Annotated in this window: 17 protein-coding genes; 8 read left to right on the top strand and 9 right to left on the bottom strand. The window is 63.8% G+C overall.

What is annotated here, in order from left to right:
• Window positions 1–3: 3 nt before the first annotated feature.
• The 5 genes from MJ606_RS06180 to MJ606_RS06160 all read right to left on the bottom strand — a co-directional run bounded on the left by MJ606_RS06180 (window position 4) and on the right by MJ606_RS06160 (window position 5305).
• On the bottom strand, window positions 4–465 hold the full coding sequence (locus MJ606_RS06180) for a GNAT family N-acetyltransferase (RefSeq protein ID WP_243048513.1): 462 nt from the start codon (window positions 463–465) through the stop codon (window positions 4–6).
• Between the two features lie 11 nt (window positions 466–476).
• Window positions 477–1874, bottom strand: coding sequence for a nitrogen regulation protein NR(I) (ntrC, locus tag MJ606_RS06175; protein WP_243048512.1), 1398 nt, complete (start codon window positions 1872–1874; stop codon window positions 477–479).
• Window positions 1867–2877 carry an ATP-binding protein gene (locus MJ606_RS06170; protein WP_243048511.1) on the bottom strand — a complete coding sequence of 337 codons (1011 nt, stop codon included), beginning with the start codon at window positions 2875–2877 and terminating at the stop codon, window positions 1867–1869. The genes ntrC and MJ606_RS06170 overlap by 8 nt, the downstream gene beginning before the upstream one ends.
• Before the next feature lie 180 nt (window positions 2878–3057).
• Window positions 3058–4335, bottom strand: coding sequence for an NADH:flavin oxidoreductase/NADH oxidase family protein (locus MJ606_RS06165; protein WP_243048510.1), 1278 nt, complete (start codon window positions 4333–4335; stop codon window positions 3058–3060).
• Between the two features lie 139 nt (window positions 4336–4474).
• Window positions 4475–5305, bottom strand: coding sequence for an alpha/beta hydrolase (locus tag MJ606_RS06160; protein WP_243048509.1), 831 nt, complete (start codon window positions 5303–5305; stop codon window positions 4475–4477).
• A gap of 279 nt (window positions 5306–5584) precedes the next feature.
• On the opposite strand from MJ606_RS06160, the gene MJ606_RS06155 reads away from it, so the two are divergent.
• The 4 genes from MJ606_RS06155 (at window position 5585) to MJ606_RS06140 (ending at window position 9338) form a co-directional block, all read left to right on the top strand.
• Window positions 5585–6037: a MerR family transcriptional regulator gene (locus MJ606_RS06155; protein ID WP_243048508.1), complete on the top strand. Its 453-nt coding sequence runs from the start codon at window positions 5585–5587 to the stop codon at window positions 6035–6037.
• Between the two features lie 91 nt (window positions 6038–6128).
• Window positions 6129–7052 carry a hypothetical protein gene (locus MJ606_RS06150; protein WP_243048507.1) on the top strand — a complete coding sequence of 308 codons (924 nt, stop codon included), beginning with the start codon at window positions 6129–6131 and terminating at the stop codon, window positions 7050–7052.
• A gap of 40 nt (window positions 7053–7092) precedes the next feature.
• Window positions 7093–8574, top strand: a complete 1482-nt coding sequence (locus MJ606_RS06145) for a coniferyl aldehyde dehydrogenase (RefSeq protein WP_243048506.1) — start codon at window positions 7093–7095, stop codon at window positions 8572–8574.
• An 80-nt stretch (window positions 8575–8654) separates the two neighbouring features.
• The gene (locus MJ606_RS06140) at window positions 8655–9338 is read left to right on the top strand and encodes a type 1 glutamine amidotransferase domain-containing protein (RefSeq protein WP_243048505.1); all 684 of its coding nucleotides are present in this window, start codon (window positions 8655–8657) and stop codon (window positions 9336–9338) included.
• A gap of 329 nt (window positions 9339–9667) precedes the next feature.
• Here the strand turns inward: MJ606_RS06140 and MJ606_RS06135 are convergent, their stop codons facing one another.
• Window positions 9668–10081, bottom strand: a complete 414-nt coding sequence (locus MJ606_RS06135) for a hypothetical protein (protein WP_243048504.1) — start codon at window positions 10079–10081, stop codon at window positions 9668–9670.
• 239 nt (window positions 10082–10320) lie between these two features.
• Here MJ606_RS06135 and MJ606_RS06130 point away from each other — a divergent pair, with 239 nt between their 5' ends.
• Entirely contained in the window at window positions 10321–10662 is a 342-nt protein-coding gene (locus tag MJ606_RS06130) for a YkgJ family cysteine cluster protein (protein WP_243048503.1), read from the top strand.
• Between the two features lie 37 nt (window positions 10663–10699).
• On the opposite strand, the gene MJ606_RS06125 is transcribed toward MJ606_RS06130, so the two are convergent.
• The gene (locus tag MJ606_RS06125; protein WP_243048502.1) at window positions 10700–11140 is read right to left on the bottom strand and encodes an H-NS histone family protein; all 441 of its coding nucleotides are present in this window, start codon (window positions 11138–11140) and stop codon (window positions 10700–10702) included.
• Window positions 11141–11491: 351 nt separating this feature from the next.
• On the opposite strand from MJ606_RS06125, the gene MJ606_RS06120 reads away from it, so the two are divergent.
• A complete protein-coding gene (locus MJ606_RS06120; RefSeq protein ID WP_243048501.1) occupies window positions 11492–13189 on the top strand; it encodes a DUF6311 domain-containing protein in 1698 nt (565 codons plus the stop codon).
• Window positions 13190–13323: 134 nt separating this feature from the next.
• Here MJ606_RS06120 and glnA read toward each other — a convergent pair whose 3' ends face one another.
• Complete coding sequence (glnA, locus tag MJ606_RS06115) at window positions 13324–14739, bottom strand: type I glutamate--ammonia ligase (RefSeq protein ID WP_243048500.1); 1416 nt, start codon at window positions 14737–14739, stop codon at window positions 13324–13326.
• A 325-nt stretch (window positions 14740–15064) separates the two neighbouring features.
• On the opposite strand from glnA, the gene MJ606_RS06110 reads away from it, so the two are divergent.
• Entirely contained in the window at window positions 15065–15859 is a 795-nt protein-coding gene (locus tag MJ606_RS06110) for an undecaprenyl-diphosphate phosphatase (RefSeq protein ID WP_243048499.1), read from the top strand.
• 39 nt (window positions 15860–15898) lie between these two features.
• Here MJ606_RS06110 and MJ606_RS06105 read toward each other — a convergent pair whose 3' ends face one another.
• Entirely contained in the window at window positions 15899–16852 is a 954-nt protein-coding gene (locus MJ606_RS06105; RefSeq protein WP_243048498.1) for a LysR family transcriptional regulator, read from the bottom strand.
• Between the two features lie 145 nt (window positions 16853–16997).
• Between MJ606_RS06105 and MJ606_RS06100 the strand changes: the two genes are divergently transcribed.
• Window positions 16998–18191, top strand: coding sequence for an efflux RND transporter periplasmic adaptor subunit (locus MJ606_RS06100; RefSeq protein WP_243048497.1), 1194 nt, complete (start codon window positions 16998–17000; stop codon window positions 18189–18191).
• Window positions 18192–18356 lie beyond the last annotated feature (165 nt).

Here is an 18356-nt window from a genome sequence, read left to right as displayed (position 1 = left end):
CTGTCATGGCGACACCGGAAACTCCGCTTCGTACATGAAGTAGTGGCAGCGATTCATGCCCAGGCCGGCATAGGTGCGCTGCGCACGCTCGTTCTCCGTCTCCACGTACAGGCGCAGGCCGACGGCGCCAGCCTGACTCGCGCGCTTTTCCACCGCTTCGTAGAGACGGCGAAACACACCGAGGCGACGCGCCGTCTCCACTACGTACACGCTCTGGATCCACCAGAAATCACCCGCGCGCCAATCGCTCCATTCGTAGGTGACCAGCAGGCAACCCACCGCCACGCCCGCCTGTTCGGCCACCAGGTAGAAGCCACGGCGGGGCTCGTCGAATACCGCCGTGACGCCTCGCTCCAGCACCACCGGGTCGAGTGTCTTGCGTTCGGTTTCCCAGGCCATCGCGGCGTTCCATTGCACCACGCGGGAAATATCGGAGCGATTGGCGGCGCGAACCGTGACTGTCATGGCGCGTGGACTCAGGGCTTGGAGGGACGTCGCGAGCGCGATGCGCCCAGCTTGCGGGTAAGAGTGTTGCGGCCCACGCCCAAGGCCGCGGCGGCATGCTGGCGGTGGCCTTCATGGGCGGCCAGCGCGGCTTGCAGCAGGGTCTGGTCGAGTGCTTCGCGCGCCCGCGTGTGGATGTCCAGTTCGCCGTCGGCCAGCGCCTGGCTGGCCCACTCGCGCAAGGCGTCGGTCCAGCCACCACGGGTGGCCGCGGCGGCCGTGCTGCCCAGGTCCGACGGCAGGATTTCCACGCCCGGTGCAATCACGGCGAGGCGACGACACAGATTCTCCAGCTCGCGCACGTTGCCCGGGAAGTCGCGCTGCGCAATCGCCTTGAGTGCCGCCTTGGAGAAACGCTTGGGCGGCAGCTTCAATTCCTTCGCCGCCGACGCCAGGAAGTGCTGCGCAAGCAGCGGAATGTCCGAGCGACGCTGGCGCAATGCCGGCAGTTCGATGCGCACCACGTCGAGGCGATGCTTCAGGTCCGCGCGGAACTGGCCCGCCGCGACGCGGCCATCCAGGTCCTGATGCGTGGCGGCGATGATGCGCACGTTGCCGCGCATCAGCTCGCGTCCGCCCACGCGATAGAATTCGCCGCCGGCCAGCACGCGCAACAGGCGCGTCTGCAAGGCCAATGGCATATCGCCGATCTCATCGAGAAACAACGTGCCCCCCTCGGCTTGCTCGAAGCGGCCGGCGTGGCGACGCGTGGCGCCGGTGAAGGCGCCCGCTTCGTGACCAAACAACTCGCTTTCCAACAGCTCGCTGGGAATGGCCGCGGTATTGAGCGCGACGAAGGGCTTGTCGCGACGCGCGCTTTCCTCGTGCAACGCGCGCGCCACCAGCTCCTTGCCGGTGCCGGTTTCGCCGGTGATCAGCACGTTGAGGTCACTGGCGGCGACACGGCCGATGAGGCGAAACACTTCGCGCATTGCAACGCTTTCGCCGAGCAAGGCATGCGTCGGCACCGGCTCCGGAGGCGGCGCGCTGGCGGCATGGGGTACATCGGCCAACGCGCGTTGCACGGCGGCTACCGCCTGGTCGAGGTCGAACGGCTTGGCCAGGTAATCCACCGCGCCCGCTCGATAGGCGGCAGCCGTGGTAGCGACATCGGTGTAGGCGCTCATCACGATCACCGGCCCGATGCCTTCGGCCTTCAACGCCGAGAGCAGGGCCAGACCGCCTTCGCCCGGCATGCGCACGTCGGTTAGCAGCAACGCCGGGCGAGCCTCGTGCAGTGCCGCGCGCACGTCTTCGCCATTGCCGAATTCACGCACGACCAGGCCCGCATCACGCAACGCCTCAGCCAGTACGAAACGCACGCCGCGGTCGTCATCGGCGATCCAGATTTCATGGCGTGGTTCAGTCATGTGCATGGCCCATCGGCAGATACAGGGAGAACACGGTGTCGCCCGGTCGACTCACATAGCGCAGTTCGCCGCCATGCTCGCGGGCGATTTCGCGCGCCAGCGCCAGGCCCAGTCCGCTGCCATCGGCACGACCGGACACCAGCGGCTCGAACAAGGTGTCGCGCAACGCGGCGGGCACGCCCGGACCGTCGTCGATCACATCCACCCGCAACGCCATGCGCGCCACGCGCTCGCCCAGTCGCACGGCGTGTTCGGCGCGCGTGCGGAAAGTGAGCGTGCGCGCACCCGCCTCGATGGCGTTGCGTGCGAGATTGAGCAGCAGCTGCAGCACGCGGTCGGCATCGCCATAGACGTCGGGCAGGCTGGGATCGTAGTCGTGCCGCAAGGTGGGCGGCGCGGGCTCGGCCAGCAGCAGGTCGCCCAGGCGTTCAAGGCGCTCATGGATGTTCACCGGCCCAAGCTGGGCCGCGCCATCGTGGCGCAACAAGCGGTTGGCGAGCGCGGCGAGGCGGTCGGCCTCACCGATGACAAGGCCGGCCAGCGAACGCAGATCGTCATCCTCCACACGCCGCTGCAACAGCTGCGCGGCACCGCGTAAACCCGCGAGCGGGTTCTTCACTTCATGGGCAAAGCCGCGCAACGTGGCGGACAAGGGCGTATCGGACGACGCCGGCGGCGCCAGCGCATGCACTTCCAGCAGCAGTTCGCCAGATGGCAACGGCTGCATGGAGACATCCATGCGCCCGGCCTCACCGCGCGCGGAGGGCGCCTCGATACCGCGAAGCTGCAGCGGCGACGGTTCGTGCAGCGCGCGCTGCGCCAACGCCATCCACTCCGGCCGGTGCAGCAGCACCGCCAACGACTGGCCCACCGCGCTGCGCGGACCGATCCCCAATTGCTCCGCCAGCGCCGGGTTGATCCATAGCAGGCGCAACTGGCTATCCGCCAGCGCCAAACCGGTCGCCAGCTGCTCAGCCCATCGACGCCATGCCTGATCGCTCATTGCACCATCATGGGTAATGCGCTTTGTTGGTGCAACCGGTGGGACTGGAGCGGCGTGTGGCAAGAGCTAGTGGTGTTCACAGGCGCATAGTTTGTGCGGGTTGTACAAACTTTGGCGTTTAGCCCTTGATCCTGTCGAGCGTAATGTTGATCGATGCTGGCTCCGGTCCTGCCATTCCACCTACGTTGGCCGTAAATCGACCTCGTGGGTAGACGCGCGTTGGATCTGCCTCGAACGTCGAACAATCCACTGTCGATACGTCCGCGTGCGCCACGCGGTGGCTGCCTGCTGTTCAATAAGAGCGCGCAGTGGCGATACGCGCGGATTGGGTGACTTGCCGTGGCTGATCTTGCGCATCTGATAGCGCACGGCAGCCATGTTCGCCAAGGACGCCAGCGGCTTGTTCTTCCAGGCGATGGGCGACAACTCCGGCGTGTTGTCGGCGCCCATGCGCCAGTCCGCCGGCAAAAACGGATCAATGGCGAGTGCCGTGGCGATGCCGACCATATCCACGCCACTTTCAATCACCTGGTTAGCCACTTGGCGACGGCGGATGCCCCCGGTCACCATCACCGGCATCTTTGCCACCGTTCGAATGTCTCGCGCGAACTCCACGAAGTACGCCTCTCGTGCCAGGGTGCGGCCGTCACGCGCCTGTCCTTGCATGGCAGGGGCTTCGTAGCTGCCGCCTGAGATTTCGACCAGATCCACGGCCAGCTCGTTGAGCAGGATTACGACTTTCTTGGCGTCATCCGTGCTGAAGCCACCGCGCTGAAAGTCGGCGGAGTTGAGCTTGACGGCTACTGCAAAGGCGGGCGAAACCACGGCCCGCACTGCGCGGACGATCTCGATCAACAGGCGCGCGCGGTTCTCCAACGAGCCGCCCCATGGATCGGTTCGGCGATTGATGAGTGGCGAAAGGAACTGGCTCAACAGGTAACCGTGCGCCGCGTGGATTTCCACGCCGGTGAAGCCAGCGGCTTCGGCCAGGCTCGCGGTGCGCGCGAACCGATGGATCACCTCTTCGATCATGGCTTCCGTCATCGCGAGCGGCACATTGAAGCGCTTGGACATGTTGCCGAGCTCCAGCGGCACGGCGGACGGCGCCCACGTCGGCTGGCCGAGGTTGGCCTGCATCTGGCGGCCAGGGTGATTGATCTGCAACCACGCTTGCGCTCCCTTCGAGCGACTGATCTGCGCCCAGCGCTTGAACTTGGCCAAATGGGTGGCGTCTTCCAGCACGACGCCCGCGGGCCCCGTCATGGCGCGGCCATCGACCATCACATTGCCCGTGATCAGCAGGCCCGCACCACCGTCGGCCCAGGCCTGATACAGGCGCATGAGGAATTCGGATGGGGCCTGATCGGCGTCGGCCATGTTTTCCTCCATCGCTGCCTTGGCGATGCGATTGGGAAGGGTCGAACCGTTGGGGAGCGTGAGCTTGTCGAACAGCTTCATGAGGGGTAACTCCGGAGGGCCATGCCTTAACCTTAAGCTTAAAGTCAACTTTAAGGTCAAGTGTGCCGGAGGTGTCGACCGTACCTCTGCATCAGCAAACGTTCGGGGCGGCCGGAACCGCCCCGGAACGTGAGGGACGCTAGCTCTTGATGAACGCCAACAGATCGGCGTTGATGGTGTCGGCCTCGGTGGTGGGCATGCCGTGAGGGAAGCCCTTGTAGATCTTCAGCGTGCTGTTGCGAGCCAGCTTGGCCGAAAGTACGCCCGCGTCCTCGTAGGGGACGATCTGGTCGTCATCGCCATGCATGACGAGCACCGGAATGGTGGTGCCCTTCAGGTCCTCCGTGAAGTCCGTCTGGGAGAACGCGACGATGCCGTCGTAATGCGCCTTGGCACTCCCCATCATGCCCTGCCGCCACCAGTTCCAGATGATGCCCTGCGAGGGTTTCGCGTTGGGCCGGTTGTAGCCGTAGAACGGGCCGGCGGGCACGTCGTAGTAGAACTGCGCGCGGTTGGCGGCCAGTTGCGCCTGCAAGTCGTCGAACACCTTCTTGTCCAAGCCGCCGGGGTTATTGGGCGTCTTCACCATGATAGGCGGCACCGCGCTGATCAGCACCGCCTTCGCCACTTTGTCCTCGCCGTGCCGGGCGACGTAATGGATCACCTCGCCACCGCCCGTGGAATGCCCCACATGTACGGCCTTCTGGACGCCCAGATGCTTGACCACCGCGGCCGTGTCGTCGGCGTAGTGATCCATATCGTGGCCATCCCACACCTGGCTCGATCGCCCGTGTCCCCGCCGATCATGCGCCACCACGCGAAATCCCTTGGACAGGAAAAAGAGCATCTGGGCATCCCAGTCGTCCGCGCTCAATGGCCAGCCGTGATGGAAGTAAATCACCGGAGCGTCCTTCGGGCCCCAGTCTTTGTAGAAGATCTCAACGCCATCCTTTGTGGTCACGTATCCCATATCGCGTCTCCTTCAGTGAAGTTCGGTTATGAAGCAGTGACACGCTCTCCGACGGCCTTCCGTTACGGGGAGCAAGGGCCTGGGAAAGTGGCTCGTGGATTTCTGGCCCATGCGACTCCGCCTCCGCCGATAAACCCGACGAAGGACAAGCGGGGCGGCCTGCATGGAGCTGGCCGCAGGGAGCGTAAGTGGTGGACCATGGTGCAGCCTGCTTTGACTGCCTGAGGAGCGTAGCCTTAAAGTGAACTTGAAGGTCAATGGCTTTTCGAGTTCGAGCGCATGAAGATTGGTGATCTCGCCAAACAAAGCGGCCTGACGGCCTCACGCATCCGTTTTTACGAGGCCAGCGGGCTGATCCAGGCCGTGGATCGCAAGGCCAACGGCTATCGTGATTACCCGCCCGAGGCCCTCGCCATCCTGGATATCATCGCCAGCGCGCAGAACGCTGGCTTCACACTGGATGAGATCCGCCACTTGTTGCCCGTCGCCTCCAAGGGCGGCTGGCATCACGAAGAACTGGTGGAGGCCATTGAACACAAGATCGCGGAGATCGAGGGCATGCAGCGGCGCCTTGCCGCGACCAAAAAGCAGCTCGCCACGGCCCTGAATAGCATCAAGAACCGTCCCGAGGACCTTAGCTGCGTGGATCGGGCCAAGTGGGTGTTGGAACGTCTTCACTCGGAGGAAGCGAAGCCTTCCAAACCCGCCAAGCCTTCCGGGGCAAGCCGCTGATCGGTCGGCTGAAGCATCCAGCGGCCAGGCTTGACCTTCAAGCTTACTTGAACCTTAGAGTTGACGAGCCGGCTCCCGTGGGGAGCGCTGTTTGCCCTCCGAGGTGCACGTGGAAAAGCAGTACACACTGGCGCAGTTTGGCCCCCATGAGGTTCCTGTGTTGGCCGGGGGTTATTACGATCGCTACCGGATGAATCCAGACCTCGATGAGGTGGCGCGTGACCCTGCCGCTGGCAATGTCGACTTCTTTCGCCGGTTTCCCAAACAACAGATCGCCTCCCGAGTTGGTTCGATCTGGGCACCGAACTTCTACTACCGGACCAGCAACGTCCAGCTGCTGATGCAGGCGCCACTCACGCGGCTGCGCGCGATGCTGCCCGAGCCACTTGAACCATTGAGCGCTCTGCCGGGCTATGGCCTGATCGCCCTGACCTTCTTCTCGTACGCCGTGTGCGACAACGACCCCTACGACGAGGCGTCCATCGCCATCGTCATTCGCCGGCCGGGTGCGAAGGCGTCATCCGCTTCGCAACTGTTGTCGGCTACGCGGCGGCGCAGTTTCTTTGCCCACGTGCTGGCACTGCCCGTCACTTCCGAGATCGCGCGTGTTCGCGGCGTGGACGGCTATCAGTTGCCGAAGTGGCGCGAGGACATGCATGTGTCCATGGATGCCGAGGTCCGCGCAAGCATCGCTGGACCCGATGGCACGCCCGATCTGTCGTTGCGCGCTCCGCTCCCTGCGCTTCGCCACGTGGTGCCGCAATCCCGCATGAGCACCACCACCATGGTGCACCGGGTGGACGGCACCTGGCACCAGACCGTGGTCAATACCAACACCTTGTCGTTTGCGCAGGTACTCTTGCCGCGCAAGGTGGAACTGATCCGGGCCGGCGGCCCGATGAGCCAGCTGCTCGATGGCCTTGGCGCTTCCCGCTACCTGCGACTGGACGTGGTGAAGGACGCCCAGGTGGTGTTGAACCTGCCCACGCCACTGAAGGCGCTCGATGCCCTGTGAGCGCCCGCATTCCCGCTTCCTCTTGCATGACAGGTGTCCCATGACCGCTGACTATGACAATCGCCCGCCGACCGACATGGAATCCTTGTTATCCAGGCAGCGCGCGGCATTCCTTCGCGACGGCATCCCCACGATTTACCAGCGCAAGGAGCGACTGCAGCGGCTGCGAGCCGCTGTGCTGGCGTATCGCAATCAGCTCGAAGACGCAGTGAGCGCCGACTTCGGCCATCGCTCACGCCATGAAACAGCCATAATGGAACTGGTTGGCGTCATCCAGTCCATCGACTATCTATCCAGGCATCTGCGCCGCTTCATGCGCACCGAGCGTCGACATGTGGCGCTCACTTATCGCAGCGGCAGGGCGTACGTGGAGTACCAGCCCAAGGGCATCATCGGCATCATGGCGCCGTGGAACTACCCGGTTTCCCTGGTGCTCATTCCGCTGGCCACGGCGCTGGCTGCCGGCAATCGCGCCATGCTCAAGCCCTCCGAACTCACGCCCCGCACCAGCGACGTGCTGAAGGATCTACTGACGCAAACCTTCCCGGCTGACGAGGTGGCGGTGGTGCGCGGCGGCCCCGACATGGGGGCCGCCTTCAGCGCTTTGGCATTCGACCACCTGTTGTTTACCGGCAGCACGCAGGTAGGGCGCAAGGTGATGAAGGCTGCCAGCGACAATCTGGTGCCTGTGACGCTGGAACTGGGCGGCAAGAGCCCGGTAGTCGTCGGGCGCGGCCAGGTCAACGATCGCGCGATCGGCAGCATCGTCTTCGGCAAATTGGCCAACGCCGGGCAGACCTGTGTGGCGCCGGACTATGCGCTGGTCCACGAGGACGACGTGGACGCCTTCGTCAAGCAGTTCGACGTGGCCGTGCGTGCCGCCTATCCAGAGGGACCGACCAGCGTCGACTACAGCTCCATCGTCAGCAGCGGTCATTACGATCGCCTGAAAGGCCTTCTTGGAGATGCCCGGCAGAAAGGAGGGCGCGTACTGGAAGTGGGCGTACATCCGGAGCACGCCACTCGCCGCATCCGCACCATGGCTCCCACGCTGGTGGTAGGTGCGCGCGACGACCTGGCCGTCATGCAGGAAGAAATCTTTGGTCCCATCCTGCCGGTGCGCAGCTATCGCACCATGGATGAGGTCATCGATTTCATCAACGCCCGCCCCCGTCCTCTGGCGCTCTACTACTTCGGGAGCAGGGACGCGGAATGCAATAAGCTTCTGGCGCGCACGACGTCGGGTAACGTCGGTATCAACAACACGATGATGCACGTGGCCCAGGATGACTTGCCTTTTGGGGGCGTGGGCCCGAGTGGCATGGGTGCTTATCACGGCATCGAAGGGTTCCGCACGATGAGCCATGCCAAGGGCGTGTTTGTCCAAGGGCAATGGAACCTGCCCAGCTTGTTACGCGCACCGTTTGGAAGGTTGGTTGACCTGGCACTGGCTGCGACCCTCAGGGGCAAACGCGCCTCCTCGCCCAAGGCACGCGCGCCCGGAGTGCATCAAAGCGCGTGATGCTGTAGTCGCCGCTTCGACCTCCGAATCTCCCTACACGGGTGTTCTACGGTATCCACCCTCCAGACCGTGATTCCGCTATGACCAAGCGCATCCTCCATGTCGTCACCAACGTGTCCCACTACGACAACCCGCGGCATCTGACAGGTCTATGGCTGTCCGAGCTGACACACGCCTACCACGTATTTGCGGAAAAGGGATTTGAGCAGCAACTGGTCAGTCCGCGGGGTGGCTTTTCGCCGCTGGAGCCGAGGTCGCTGAAATGGCCCCTGGCCGATCAATCCGTAAAGCAGTGGTTGGCCGACCCGCAAAAGCAGGCATGGCTGAAGACCACGGCTCGGCCCGAAGATGTCGATCCCACGGACTTCGACGCTATCTATTTCACCGGTGGACACGGCGTCATGTGGGACTTCCCAGACGACCCAGGGTTGCAGCGAATCACCCGCGACATCTATGAGCGCGGTGGCGTGGTGTCGTCGGTGTGCCACGGCTACTGCGGGTTGCTCAACACCCGCTTGTCGGATGGTCGTTTACTGGTGGCCGGTCGTCGTCTCACCGGTTATGCCTGGTCCGAAGAAGTGCTGGCGGGCGTGGCGAAGGACGTGCCCTACAACGCCGAGCAAGCAATGAAAGACCGCGGTGCCCTCTACGAAAAAGCCCCACTTCCGTTTATGCCCAAGGTAGTGGTTGACGGACACCTGGTCACCGGCCAAAACCCCGGATCGGCCAAGGCAACCGCGCAACAAGTCGCTGCGCAACTCTGATCTGGCCGTGTGCGGAATTGGCGGCCGGAGGGTCACGAATGCTGTCAGTAGCTTCGCGACTGCCGCCATATGCCGTCATTTGCAGAAGGCTGCACCCCCATATATGCCCGATGATATGCGAATAATTCAGCGAGTTGCCTCAAGTGCCACCAATCGGTGCCACCGATACCGCCATAGTCTGTTTATGTCTTTCTGACTTTGGTGGTCTGCATCCAAAGTCCATCGACTGGATTTCTTGTTCGGTTTTTGACCACGTCATTCGGATCACTGCTTCGGGAGCAAGCCCACGAGTGACGCGAAAGCGTGAGGACACCCCGCAAGACTGATGGCTAGCGAGCCACGTTGAGCAAGGCGCCCGCCGCCAGCCTAGCCTTCCACGCCTGATAAGCCGGATCATGCAGCGCCGGCTGCGCAGCCGCCATCTCGCGGATCGCGGTGTTTTCCGGGAAGGTGGCGACCAGCAGCGGTGCAAGGTTGGCCGCATGGCGGCGTTCGGCGATCAGGCTGCGCAGGCGTTCGCTGGCGGGTTGCTCGAATTCATCGACGATGGGGGAACCGCAACGGCGCCCCTTCGCCAGCGCCGTGACATACATGAACTGGGCCGCCTCGTTGTCGGGACAGGCCACCGCTAGGCGCTGCATCCAGCCGTAGATATTGCGTTCGCCGTAGATTCGCGTGCCATCCGTGCGGCCTTCATGCACGAATGACTGGGCGACAAGACAACGGGCGGCACGGGCACGCATAAAAAAACCCGCAGAGGGGAGTCTGCGGGTTCTGGATCCATCTGATTGCATGACGAAGGAGGGGAGCCTGGCCATGCGGTGGGAGCGATGTCTCACGACACGGGTATAAATGTACTACCTGGTTTATTAACAGAGAGTGAGCGACCTGGGCCAAGGGCTGTCGCTCCGCACCGCAAGGGCCGAAGCGCTGTCTGGCCGGTCCAGCCCCGGGGTTCATAGTCCGGCCGTCATACTGGCGCGTGAACATATCCCCCGATCCGTACGCCGAGAGCGTCAACCCCTCCGTCAGCTGCAGTGATTGCGAGGCGGTATGTTGCCGACTCACCGTCGTACTGATGCCCGACGACCAAGTGCCAGCCTGGCTCATCGATCGCCACACTCATGGCATGGAGACCCTGGCCAAGGGCGAAGATGGCTGGTGTGCCGCGGTGGACCCCAATACGTCACGCTGCACCATCTACGACCAGCGCCCTGCGATCTGTCGCAAATTCACCATGGGCAGCCCGGGCTGCCGGGATGAGCGTGACCGCTGGTTTGCCGGCGCGGCATTTCCCACGCCGGCAGTGTTGATCGGCTACTAGGACATCGGCACGCCCATCTTGCGGCCGGCGATGACCGTTAGGCCTTTTTCTTTGCTACGGCCTTTTTGACCGCGCGCTTGGCCACGCGCTTCCTGGATGCCTTCTTGGCGGTCTTGGAGACCTTGGCCGGGCTCGATGCACTGTCGATGAGCAGGCTGTCTTCGGTCACGCCGCGGCGCTTGAGGGCGGCGGCGAACCAGGCCGGCTGGCGGCCGCGGCCGGACCAGGTTTGCGAGGGATCAGCGGGGTTGCGATATTTGGGAGCCACCGAGCCTGCGGCACTTTTCCTGGCTCCGGCCTTTTTGCGGAGGGACGGATAGATGTCTTCCAGCGTGAGGCCGCTGCTGCTGAGCAGGGTCTCGATCTTCTGCCTGACCGTCTGGATTTGCGCGGCATGCGCCTCGTGCATCTGCGCGCTGGCGCTGGCGATGAGTGCCTGAAGTTCTTTCGGGGAGAGTGTCTTGAGATCGATGGCCATGGGATACCTGGGTTGGATGCTTCGAATCGAGCCTAGAGCGTGGGGTGCACCAGACTGTGAAGGTCACTGGCATTTGAGCTTGTGGGCAGCGCATCCCTATCGCTGGGCCCGCGCCAGAACCTGATCGCGAACAACGGCAATCACCGCTTGCCGCGTGGCAGATGCGGGCCCGAAAGCGGAAGATCAGGCCCATACATCGCGTCAATCATAAGACAGCCGCCAAAGAAGATGGCCATGCTCGTGCGTAGTGGATGCCATCACACCGGCTTTATGAGCCTGTCGCCGGTCACTATGCTCTGCATTCGCGGCGTGCCATGCGCCATGGCTGCTCCCTTTTCTGCAAGGTCTTTCATGCGATCACTCCGGCGAGTGCCGTCCAACCGTGGCCTGTCCTTGTTGTTGCCCCTGATCATGGGCGCGCTCGCCGCTGTGCTGGTCACCGACGGCGCCATGCTGTGGCCTGGCAATATCGTGTGGCTGCAACACGCGGATCTCGCGCAGAGCTATCTGGGCTGGGCGTTTTATCGGCACGATGCATGGACGCTGCCCTTCGGCGCCGCGCCTTCCTATGGGCTGGAGTTCCATTCATCGGTCTATTACTCCGACTCCATCCCGCTGCTGGCCATGGTGTTGAAACCGATCGCCGCCTGGCTGCCGGAACCCTTCCAGTACTTCGGCCTGTGGGTGGTCTTGTGTTTCGCGTTGCAGGCGCTGTTTGCGTGGAAGCTGCTTTCGTTGGCCACCAACAACGTGACGGCACGCGTGCTGGGCGGCGTGTTTTTCGTGATCGCCCCGCCGCTGCTGATGCGCCTGGGTGGCCATATGGCCCTGGTGGCGCAGTGGGCGATACTCGCCGCGCTCTATCTGTATCTGCGCCCCACGACGAAACATCAAGACCGCTGGTGGACCGCGCTGGTCGCCATGGCGATGCTGATCCATGCGTACATTTTTCTGATGGTTGGCGCGGTATGGGCCGCCGATATCCTGCGCCGTTTCCTGCCGGCCCGTGGCCTGCGGGCCGGCACGATGCTGCCTTGGCGTGATGCGGCGATTGAGATCGCGCAGGTGTTGGCAGCTACGCTCGCCGTCGCGTGGCTTGCCGGTTTCTTCATGATCCCAAGCCGCGGCATGCAGGCGGAAGGCTTCGGCTACTACAAGATGAATCTGCTCGCCCCTTTCAATGGTGCGGGATGGTCGTCATTGGGCCTCGCGTTTGGCGAAGCTCCTGGCGAGTACGAAGGCTTCAATTACTTCGGCGCCGGCGGCCTGCTGTTGTTGCTGAGCGCCCTACCGGCATGGTGGATAACGCGTGCCCGTGTGCCGGATCGTCGCCCGATATGGCCGTTGGTAGCTGTGGCGTTGGGCCTGGCCCTGTTTGCGGTCACGCCGACGATCGGCTTTGGCAGTCACCAATGGCATCTGCCGCTGCCGGTCTGGTTGCAGACGCGGCTTGCGCATTCCTCCATCCAGGCTACCGGCCGGCTGTTCTGGGTGGCTTATTACGCACTGCTGGCCGGCGCCTTCATGGTGCTGGCCAGGGCGTTACCCGCGCGCTGGTTGACCACCCTGCTTTGCGTGGCCGTAGCCCTGCAACTGGTGGACATCGGTCCTGCCGTGATGGGTTTGCGTACCACGCTGGAAACACGCGCCGCAGTCGACGATGCCACGCATCTGACGGGACCCTTCTGGAGTCAGGCCGGTTCGCGCTATACGCGCTTGCGTCTGGTGCCCACACGCATTCTCGCACCCGGCTGGGAGGTGCTTGCGCGCTTCGCCCTGGAGCATCGCATGTCGACCGATGACATCCAGGTGGCCCGCGCGGACTGGAAAGTGTTCAATCGCGTGCGCGCGGAACAGCTGCAAAGGCTGTCGAGCGGTGCGCCCGAGGAGCAGACGCTCTACGTGCTCGACTCCTCCATCATCGATGTGGTGGCGCGTGCCGCACGCCCGCAGGACGCGGTATTTACGCTCGATGGCATCCACTTGCTGGCACCGGACTGGAACCAACCATTGCCCGCCGGTGCGGTGGACCTCAAGCCGCCACACTGACAGCGGCACGACAGCCACTCGCCGGTTTCAGCCCAAGGGCAACGGAAATCCATGCGACGAGTGGCGATGCCAACGGCGGGAAAAACAACGGGCGCCGAAGCGCCCGTTGTCCCTCCCACCCAATGTTTACGCGATCAGAGCGCGTAGTACATCTGGAATTCCAGCGGATGCGTGCTGGCGCGATAGGCCGTCACTTCCTTCATCTTCAGCTCGATGTACGCATCGATGAAGTCGTCGGTGAACACGCCACCGGCCTTGAGGAAGTCGCGATCCTTGTCGAGCGCTTCCAGTGCCTGGTCGAGGCTGGAGCACACCTGCGGGATGTTCTTCTCTTCTTCCGGCGGCAGGTCGTACAGATCCTTGTCGGCCGGCGCACCCGGGTCGATCTTGTTGATGATGCCGTCGAGGCCGGCCATCATCAGCGCGGTGAACACCAGGTAGCCGGAGTTCATCGGATCGGGGAAGCGCACTTCGATGCGGCGACCCTTCGGGCTGGACACGTACGGAATGCGGCAGCTGGCCGAACGGTTGCGAGCCGAGTAGGCCAGCATCACCGGCGCCTCGAAGCCCGGCACCAGGCGCTTGTAGCTGTTGGTGGTGGAGTTGGCGAACGCGTTGATGGCCTTGGCGTGCTTGAAGATGCCGCCGATGTACCACAGCGCGGTCTGCGACAGGCCGCCATACAGATCACCCGCGAACAGGTTGTTGCCGTCCTTCGCCAGCGACTGGTGCACGTGCATGCCGCTGCCGTTGTCGCCGACGATCGGCTTGGGCATGAAGGTGACGGTCTTGCCGTTCTGGTGGGCCACGTTCTTGATCACGTACTTCATGGTGATCAGCTCGTCGGCCTTCTTCACCAGCGTGTTGAAGCGCGTACCGATTTCGCACTGGCCGGCGTTGGCCACTTCGTGATGGTGCACTTCCACCACCTGGCCCAGCGATTCGAGTACCTTGCACATGTCGGCGCGCAGGTCGCCCAGCGAGTCGACCGGGCTGACCGGGAAGTAGCCGCCCTTCACGCCCGGACGATGACCGGTGTTGTTGTCCTCGTACTTGTAGCGCGAGCTCCACGCGGCTTCCTCGGAGCCGATTTCGTAGAACACGCGGCCCATGTCGTTCTGCCAGCGCACCGAATCGAAGATGAAGAATTCCGGCTCCGGACCGAAGAAGGCGGTGTCGGCGATGCCGGTGGACTTGAGGAACGCTTCGCCACGCTTGGCGATGGAGCGCGGGTCACGGCCGTAGGCCTGCATGGTGGACGGCTCCAGCACGTCGCAATGCAGCACCAGCTGGGTGTGCGCGCTGAACGGGTCGATGTAGGCGGTGTCCGGATCCGGCAGCAGGATCATGTCGGACTCGTTGATGCCCTTCCAGCCGGCGATCGAGGAGCCGTCGAACATCTTGCCGTCCTCGAAGGTGCCTTCGTCGATGGCATGGGCCGGAAACGTGACATGGTGGTGCTTGCCGAGCATGTCGGCAAAGCGGAAGTCGACGAACTCGACCTCGTGTTCCTGGATCAGATCGAGCACTTTCTGGGCAGCGGCGGACATGGACAACCTCGGCGGGTCAAAGGGTGAGGAAACGACATGCGGCAGAGCAAGGCCCGTGCCAAGCGGATGTTTCTTTCTGCATCAAGCCATTAGACGATACCAGAGCATCCTGGCGTGGACTCGTTGCATCCATGTGAATCACACGAATGCACCAAGATGGTGCTAACAAGCTTCGGCCGGCATTCCAGCGGAAGTCCGGGCCGACGCTACCGACGTACACCGCAGGGTCGACTCCGGATCACCCCAAAAACGCCACGCCAGTCCCTTAAGCTATGCCGCTTTGGGCCGGCATGGAACCGGTACCCGCCAACTAACCGGAGTTTTCGTGAGCGATCTGATCAACGTCATCCTGCTCGGCATCATCGAGGGCATTACCGAGTTTCTGCCCATTTCCAGCACGGGTCACCTGCTGATCGCCGAGAAGTTCGGCCTGGGCGAGCGTTCGGACCTGTTCAACGTCGGCATCCAGGCGGGTGCGATCCTGGCGGTGACCTTTATCTACTGGAGCCGCATCTGGCAGCTGTTCACGCAATGGCGTGACCCGGCCAACCGCGACTACCTGGCCAAGCTGATTGCGGCGTTCCTGATCACCGCGGTGCTGGGCTTCGTGGCGGTGAAGCTTGGCTTCAAGCTGCCCGAGGCGGTGACGCCGGTGGCGTGGGCGCTGATCATCGGCGGCGTCTGGATGCTTGCCGCCGAGCGCCTGGCCGCGCGCCAGCCGGACCGCACCCAGGTGACCTGGCGCGTGGCGATCCTGGTCGGCATCGCGCAGATGGTGGCGGGCATTTTCCCGGGCACCTCGCGCTCGGCCGCCACCATCTTCACCGCCATGCTGGCCGGCACCAGCAACCGCGCCGCGGCGACGGAGTTCGCCTTCCTGGTGGGCATTCCCACCATGTACGCCGCCAGCGGCTACGAGCTGTTGAAGGTGCTCAAGGAAGGCGGCATCCACGAGGACTGGACCGCGCTGATCGTGGGCTTCGTGGTGTCGGGCATCGTGGGCTTTATCGCGGTGAAGTGGCTGCTCGGCTATATCCGCAGCCATCGCTTCACCCCGTTCGCGATCTATCGCATGGCGCTGGGCATCGCGTTGCTGCTGCTGATCCCGGCCGGCGCCTAAGCATTTCCCGGCAGGCGCGCGCTTGCCGGGAACGATCGATCAGGCGCGGATGCGCTCCGGCTCCGCCACCACGGCCATCGGCTTCTTGTGCTTGCCGGGCTCGTTGGTCTGCTCGAACACTTCGCGCACCCATTCGATGAAGGCCTGCACGCGGGCGGACAGGTGCTTCTTCTGCGGGTAGACGATCCACACCGGCTTGCCGGTGGAAATGGTGTCGGTCATCACCAGCTGCAGCTTGCCGAAGTCGAGCATGCAGGCGGCAATCACGTGCGGCGCTTGGGTGATGCCCAGCCCCGCGACCACCGCCTGGATCACCGACTCGGCGTCGTTGATCAGCAAATGCCCGTCGATGTCGACGGTCACCTGTCCGCTGGGCGTCTCGAACTGCCACTGGCGCGGACGGCCATTGGGCATGATGTAGTTGATGCAGCGGTGATCCTTCAGATCCTCGATGCTCTGCGGCGCGCCGTGCCTGGCCAGGTAGTCCGGCGAGGCGATCATGACGTTGCGCAGGTAGCCGATCTTGCGCGCGATCAGGCTGGAATCTTCCAGCGGACCGACCCGGATGGCGCAGTCGATGCCCTCCTCGTTGAGGTCGTAGGCGTAGTCACACATCGACAGCTCAAGGCGGATATCCGGGTAGCGCTGCTCGAATTCGGCCAAGCGCGGAATGATCACGGTACGGCCCACCGCCGCCGGCACCCCGATGCGCAGCTTGCCGGTGGGCTTGCGGCTGGCATAACCCAGCGCCTCGGTGGCCTCGGCCAGATCGGCAAGGATCTCCTTGCAACGCGCATGGAACGAGGCCCCATCATCGGTCAAACGCAATGAACGGGTGGAACGGAACAACAGCCGGGCGCCCAGCTGTTCCTCCAGTCGCGACACCGCGCGGCTGACCCCGGACGGGGTCATGCCCAGCTGGGCGGCGGCGGCGGCGAAGCTCTTGGCCTCGACCACGCGGACAAACGCGGAGATTGCGGCAAAGTCTTCCATAGGCTCGATTTCTACCCCATTCGTGACTGACAGTCACTATTGCATTGCACCAAAACGCATTTATTGAACTCCATGGTACACCTAATCTCTCGCTCCTGTTCGTCGGCGTACCCCTGCCCCGACGAGATCATTCTGGGATCGCGACATGAAGAAACAATGGATATTCGCCCTACTCACCCTGGCCGTGGTGGGCGGCAGCTGGGCCCTGCTGGGCCATAGCGCCGACACCCACGCCCAGTCCGCGCCTATGGCGCCACCCACGGTCACCGTTGCCCAGGTGCTGGTGCGCCCGGTGGACGACGCCGATGAGTTCACCGGCCGGCTGCAGGCCGTCGATACCATCCAGTTGCGGCCCCGCGTGGGCGGCTACGTGGATTCGGTGCATTTCCAGGAGGGCGCACTGGTGCGCAAGGACCAGCTGCTGTTCCGCATCGACCCGCGTCCGTATCAGGCCGAAGTGGATCGGCTGAGCGCCAACCTCAACCAGGCCCGTTCCGAGCAGGTGCTGGCGCAGTCCAACGCCGAGCGCGCCCAGCGGCTGCTCGATCAGCACGCCATTGCCAAGGAAGAAGCCGACCGCCAGGCCACCGCGGCGCAGAGCGCCAAGGCCCAGGTGGCCTCCACCACCGCAGCACTGGATGCGGCGCGCCTCAACCTCAGCTTCACCGAAGTGCGCGCGCCCATCGACGGCCGCGTCAGCAACGCGCTGGTGACGCCGGGCAACCTGGTCACCAGCAACGATGTGCTGACCAGCGTGGTGAGCGTCAACCCGATCTACGCCTACTTCGACGTGGACGAGCACAGCTTCCTGAAGTTCGATCGCCAGCGCCGCGAGCATGGCGCCTCGCCGCAGATCGCCATGGCGCTGGCCGATGAAAAGGGCTTTCCGCATACCGGTCGCGTCGACTTCGTGGACAACCAGCTGCGTGCGGGCAGCGGCACCATCCGCCTGCGCGCCGTGTTCGACAATGCCGACGCGCGCTATACGCCGGGCCTGTACGTACGCATCCAGCTGCGCAGCGACAGCCCGCAGCCGCGCGCGCTGGTCGACGACCGCGCCATCGGCACGGATCTGGGCAACAAGTTCGTCTACGTGATCGACAAGGACCGCAAGGTGGAATACCGCCGCGTGGAAACCGGTCCGCTGCTCGACGGCCTGCGCGTGGTGACCAACGGGCTCGATGCCAAGGACGTGGTGATCGTCAACGGCCTGCAGCACGTGCGCCCCGGCGTGGAAGTGAACCCGACCAAGGTGGCGATGGAAGCGCGCAGCCTCGATCCGGACAAGCAGATCGCGCAGCAAGGCGGCAGCGCAAACAAGATCGCCGCGCAGAACTGAATCCGCGACTCCCTTCCCTGCGACCGAACGGAGTTCCTTTCGGGACTCACGACAGGAAGAAGAAGCCCAAACGCCCCCTCCCCTGCGTGTAGCAGGGGAGGGTTGGGGAGGGGTGTAGCCGTCATGAAGCGTTTCGCTTCGTGGGCTCATCCCCTCCCGACCTCC

It is taken from the genome of Dyella sp. RRB7, from assembly GCF_022761115.1.
In the GTDB taxonomy this organism is placed as follows: domain Bacteria; phylum Pseudomonadota; class Gammaproteobacteria; order Xanthomonadales; family Rhodanobacteraceae; genus Dyella.
This window is presented reverse-complemented; position numbering and strand designations above follow the sequence as displayed.

Coding starts and splice junctions, on each gene's coding strand:
- MJ606_RS06140 (WP_243048505.1), top strand. CDS start 8,655: ATGACCAAGCGCATCCTCCATGTCGTCACCAACGTGTCCCACTACGAC.
- MJ606_RS06120 (WP_243048501.1), top strand. CDS start 11,492: ATGCGATCACTCCGGCGAGTGCCGTCCAACCGTGGCCTGTCCTTGTTG.
- MJ606_RS06180 (WP_243048513.1), bottom strand. CDS start 465: ATGACAGTCACGGTTCGCGCCGCCAATCGCTCCGATATTTCCCGCGTG.
- MJ606_RS06125 (WP_243048502.1), bottom strand. CDS start 11,140: ATGGCCATCGATCTCAAGACACTCTCCCCGAAAGAACTTCAGGCACTC.
- MJ606_RS06160 (WP_243048509.1), bottom strand. CDS start 5,305: ATGGGATACGTGACCACAAAGGATGGCGTTGAGATCTTCTACAAAGAC.
- MJ606_RS06135 (WP_243048504.1), bottom strand. CDS start 10,081: ATGCGTGCCCGTGCCGCCCGTTGTCTTGTCGCCCAGTCATTCGTGCAT.
- MJ606_RS06155 (WP_243048508.1), top strand. CDS start 5,585: ATGAAGATTGGTGATCTCGCCAAACAAAGCGGCCTGACGGCCTCACGC.
- glnA (WP_243048500.1), bottom strand. CDS start 14,739: ATGTCCGCCGCTGCCCAGAAAGTGCTCGATCTGATCCAGGAACACGAG.
- ntrC (WP_243048512.1), bottom strand. CDS start 1,874: ATGACTGAACCACGCCATGAAATCTGGATCGCCGATGACGACCGCGGC.
- MJ606_RS06145 (WP_243048506.1), top strand. CDS start 7,093: ATGACCGCTGACTATGACAATCGCCCGCCGACCGACATGGAATCCTTG.
- MJ606_RS06100 (WP_243048497.1), top strand. CDS start 16,998: ATGAAGAAACAATGGATATTCGCCCTACTCACCCTGGCCGTGGTGGGC.
- MJ606_RS06105 (WP_243048498.1), bottom strand. CDS start 16,852: ATGGAAGACTTTGCCGCAATCTCCGCGTTTGTCCGCGTGGTCGAGGCC.
- MJ606_RS06165 (WP_243048510.1), bottom strand. CDS start 4,335: ATGAAGCTGTTCGACAAGCTCACGCTCCCCAACGGTTCGACCCTTCCC.
- MJ606_RS06170 (WP_243048511.1), bottom strand. CDS start 2,877: ATGAGCGATCAGGCATGGCGTCGATGGGCTGAGCAGCTGGCGACCGGT.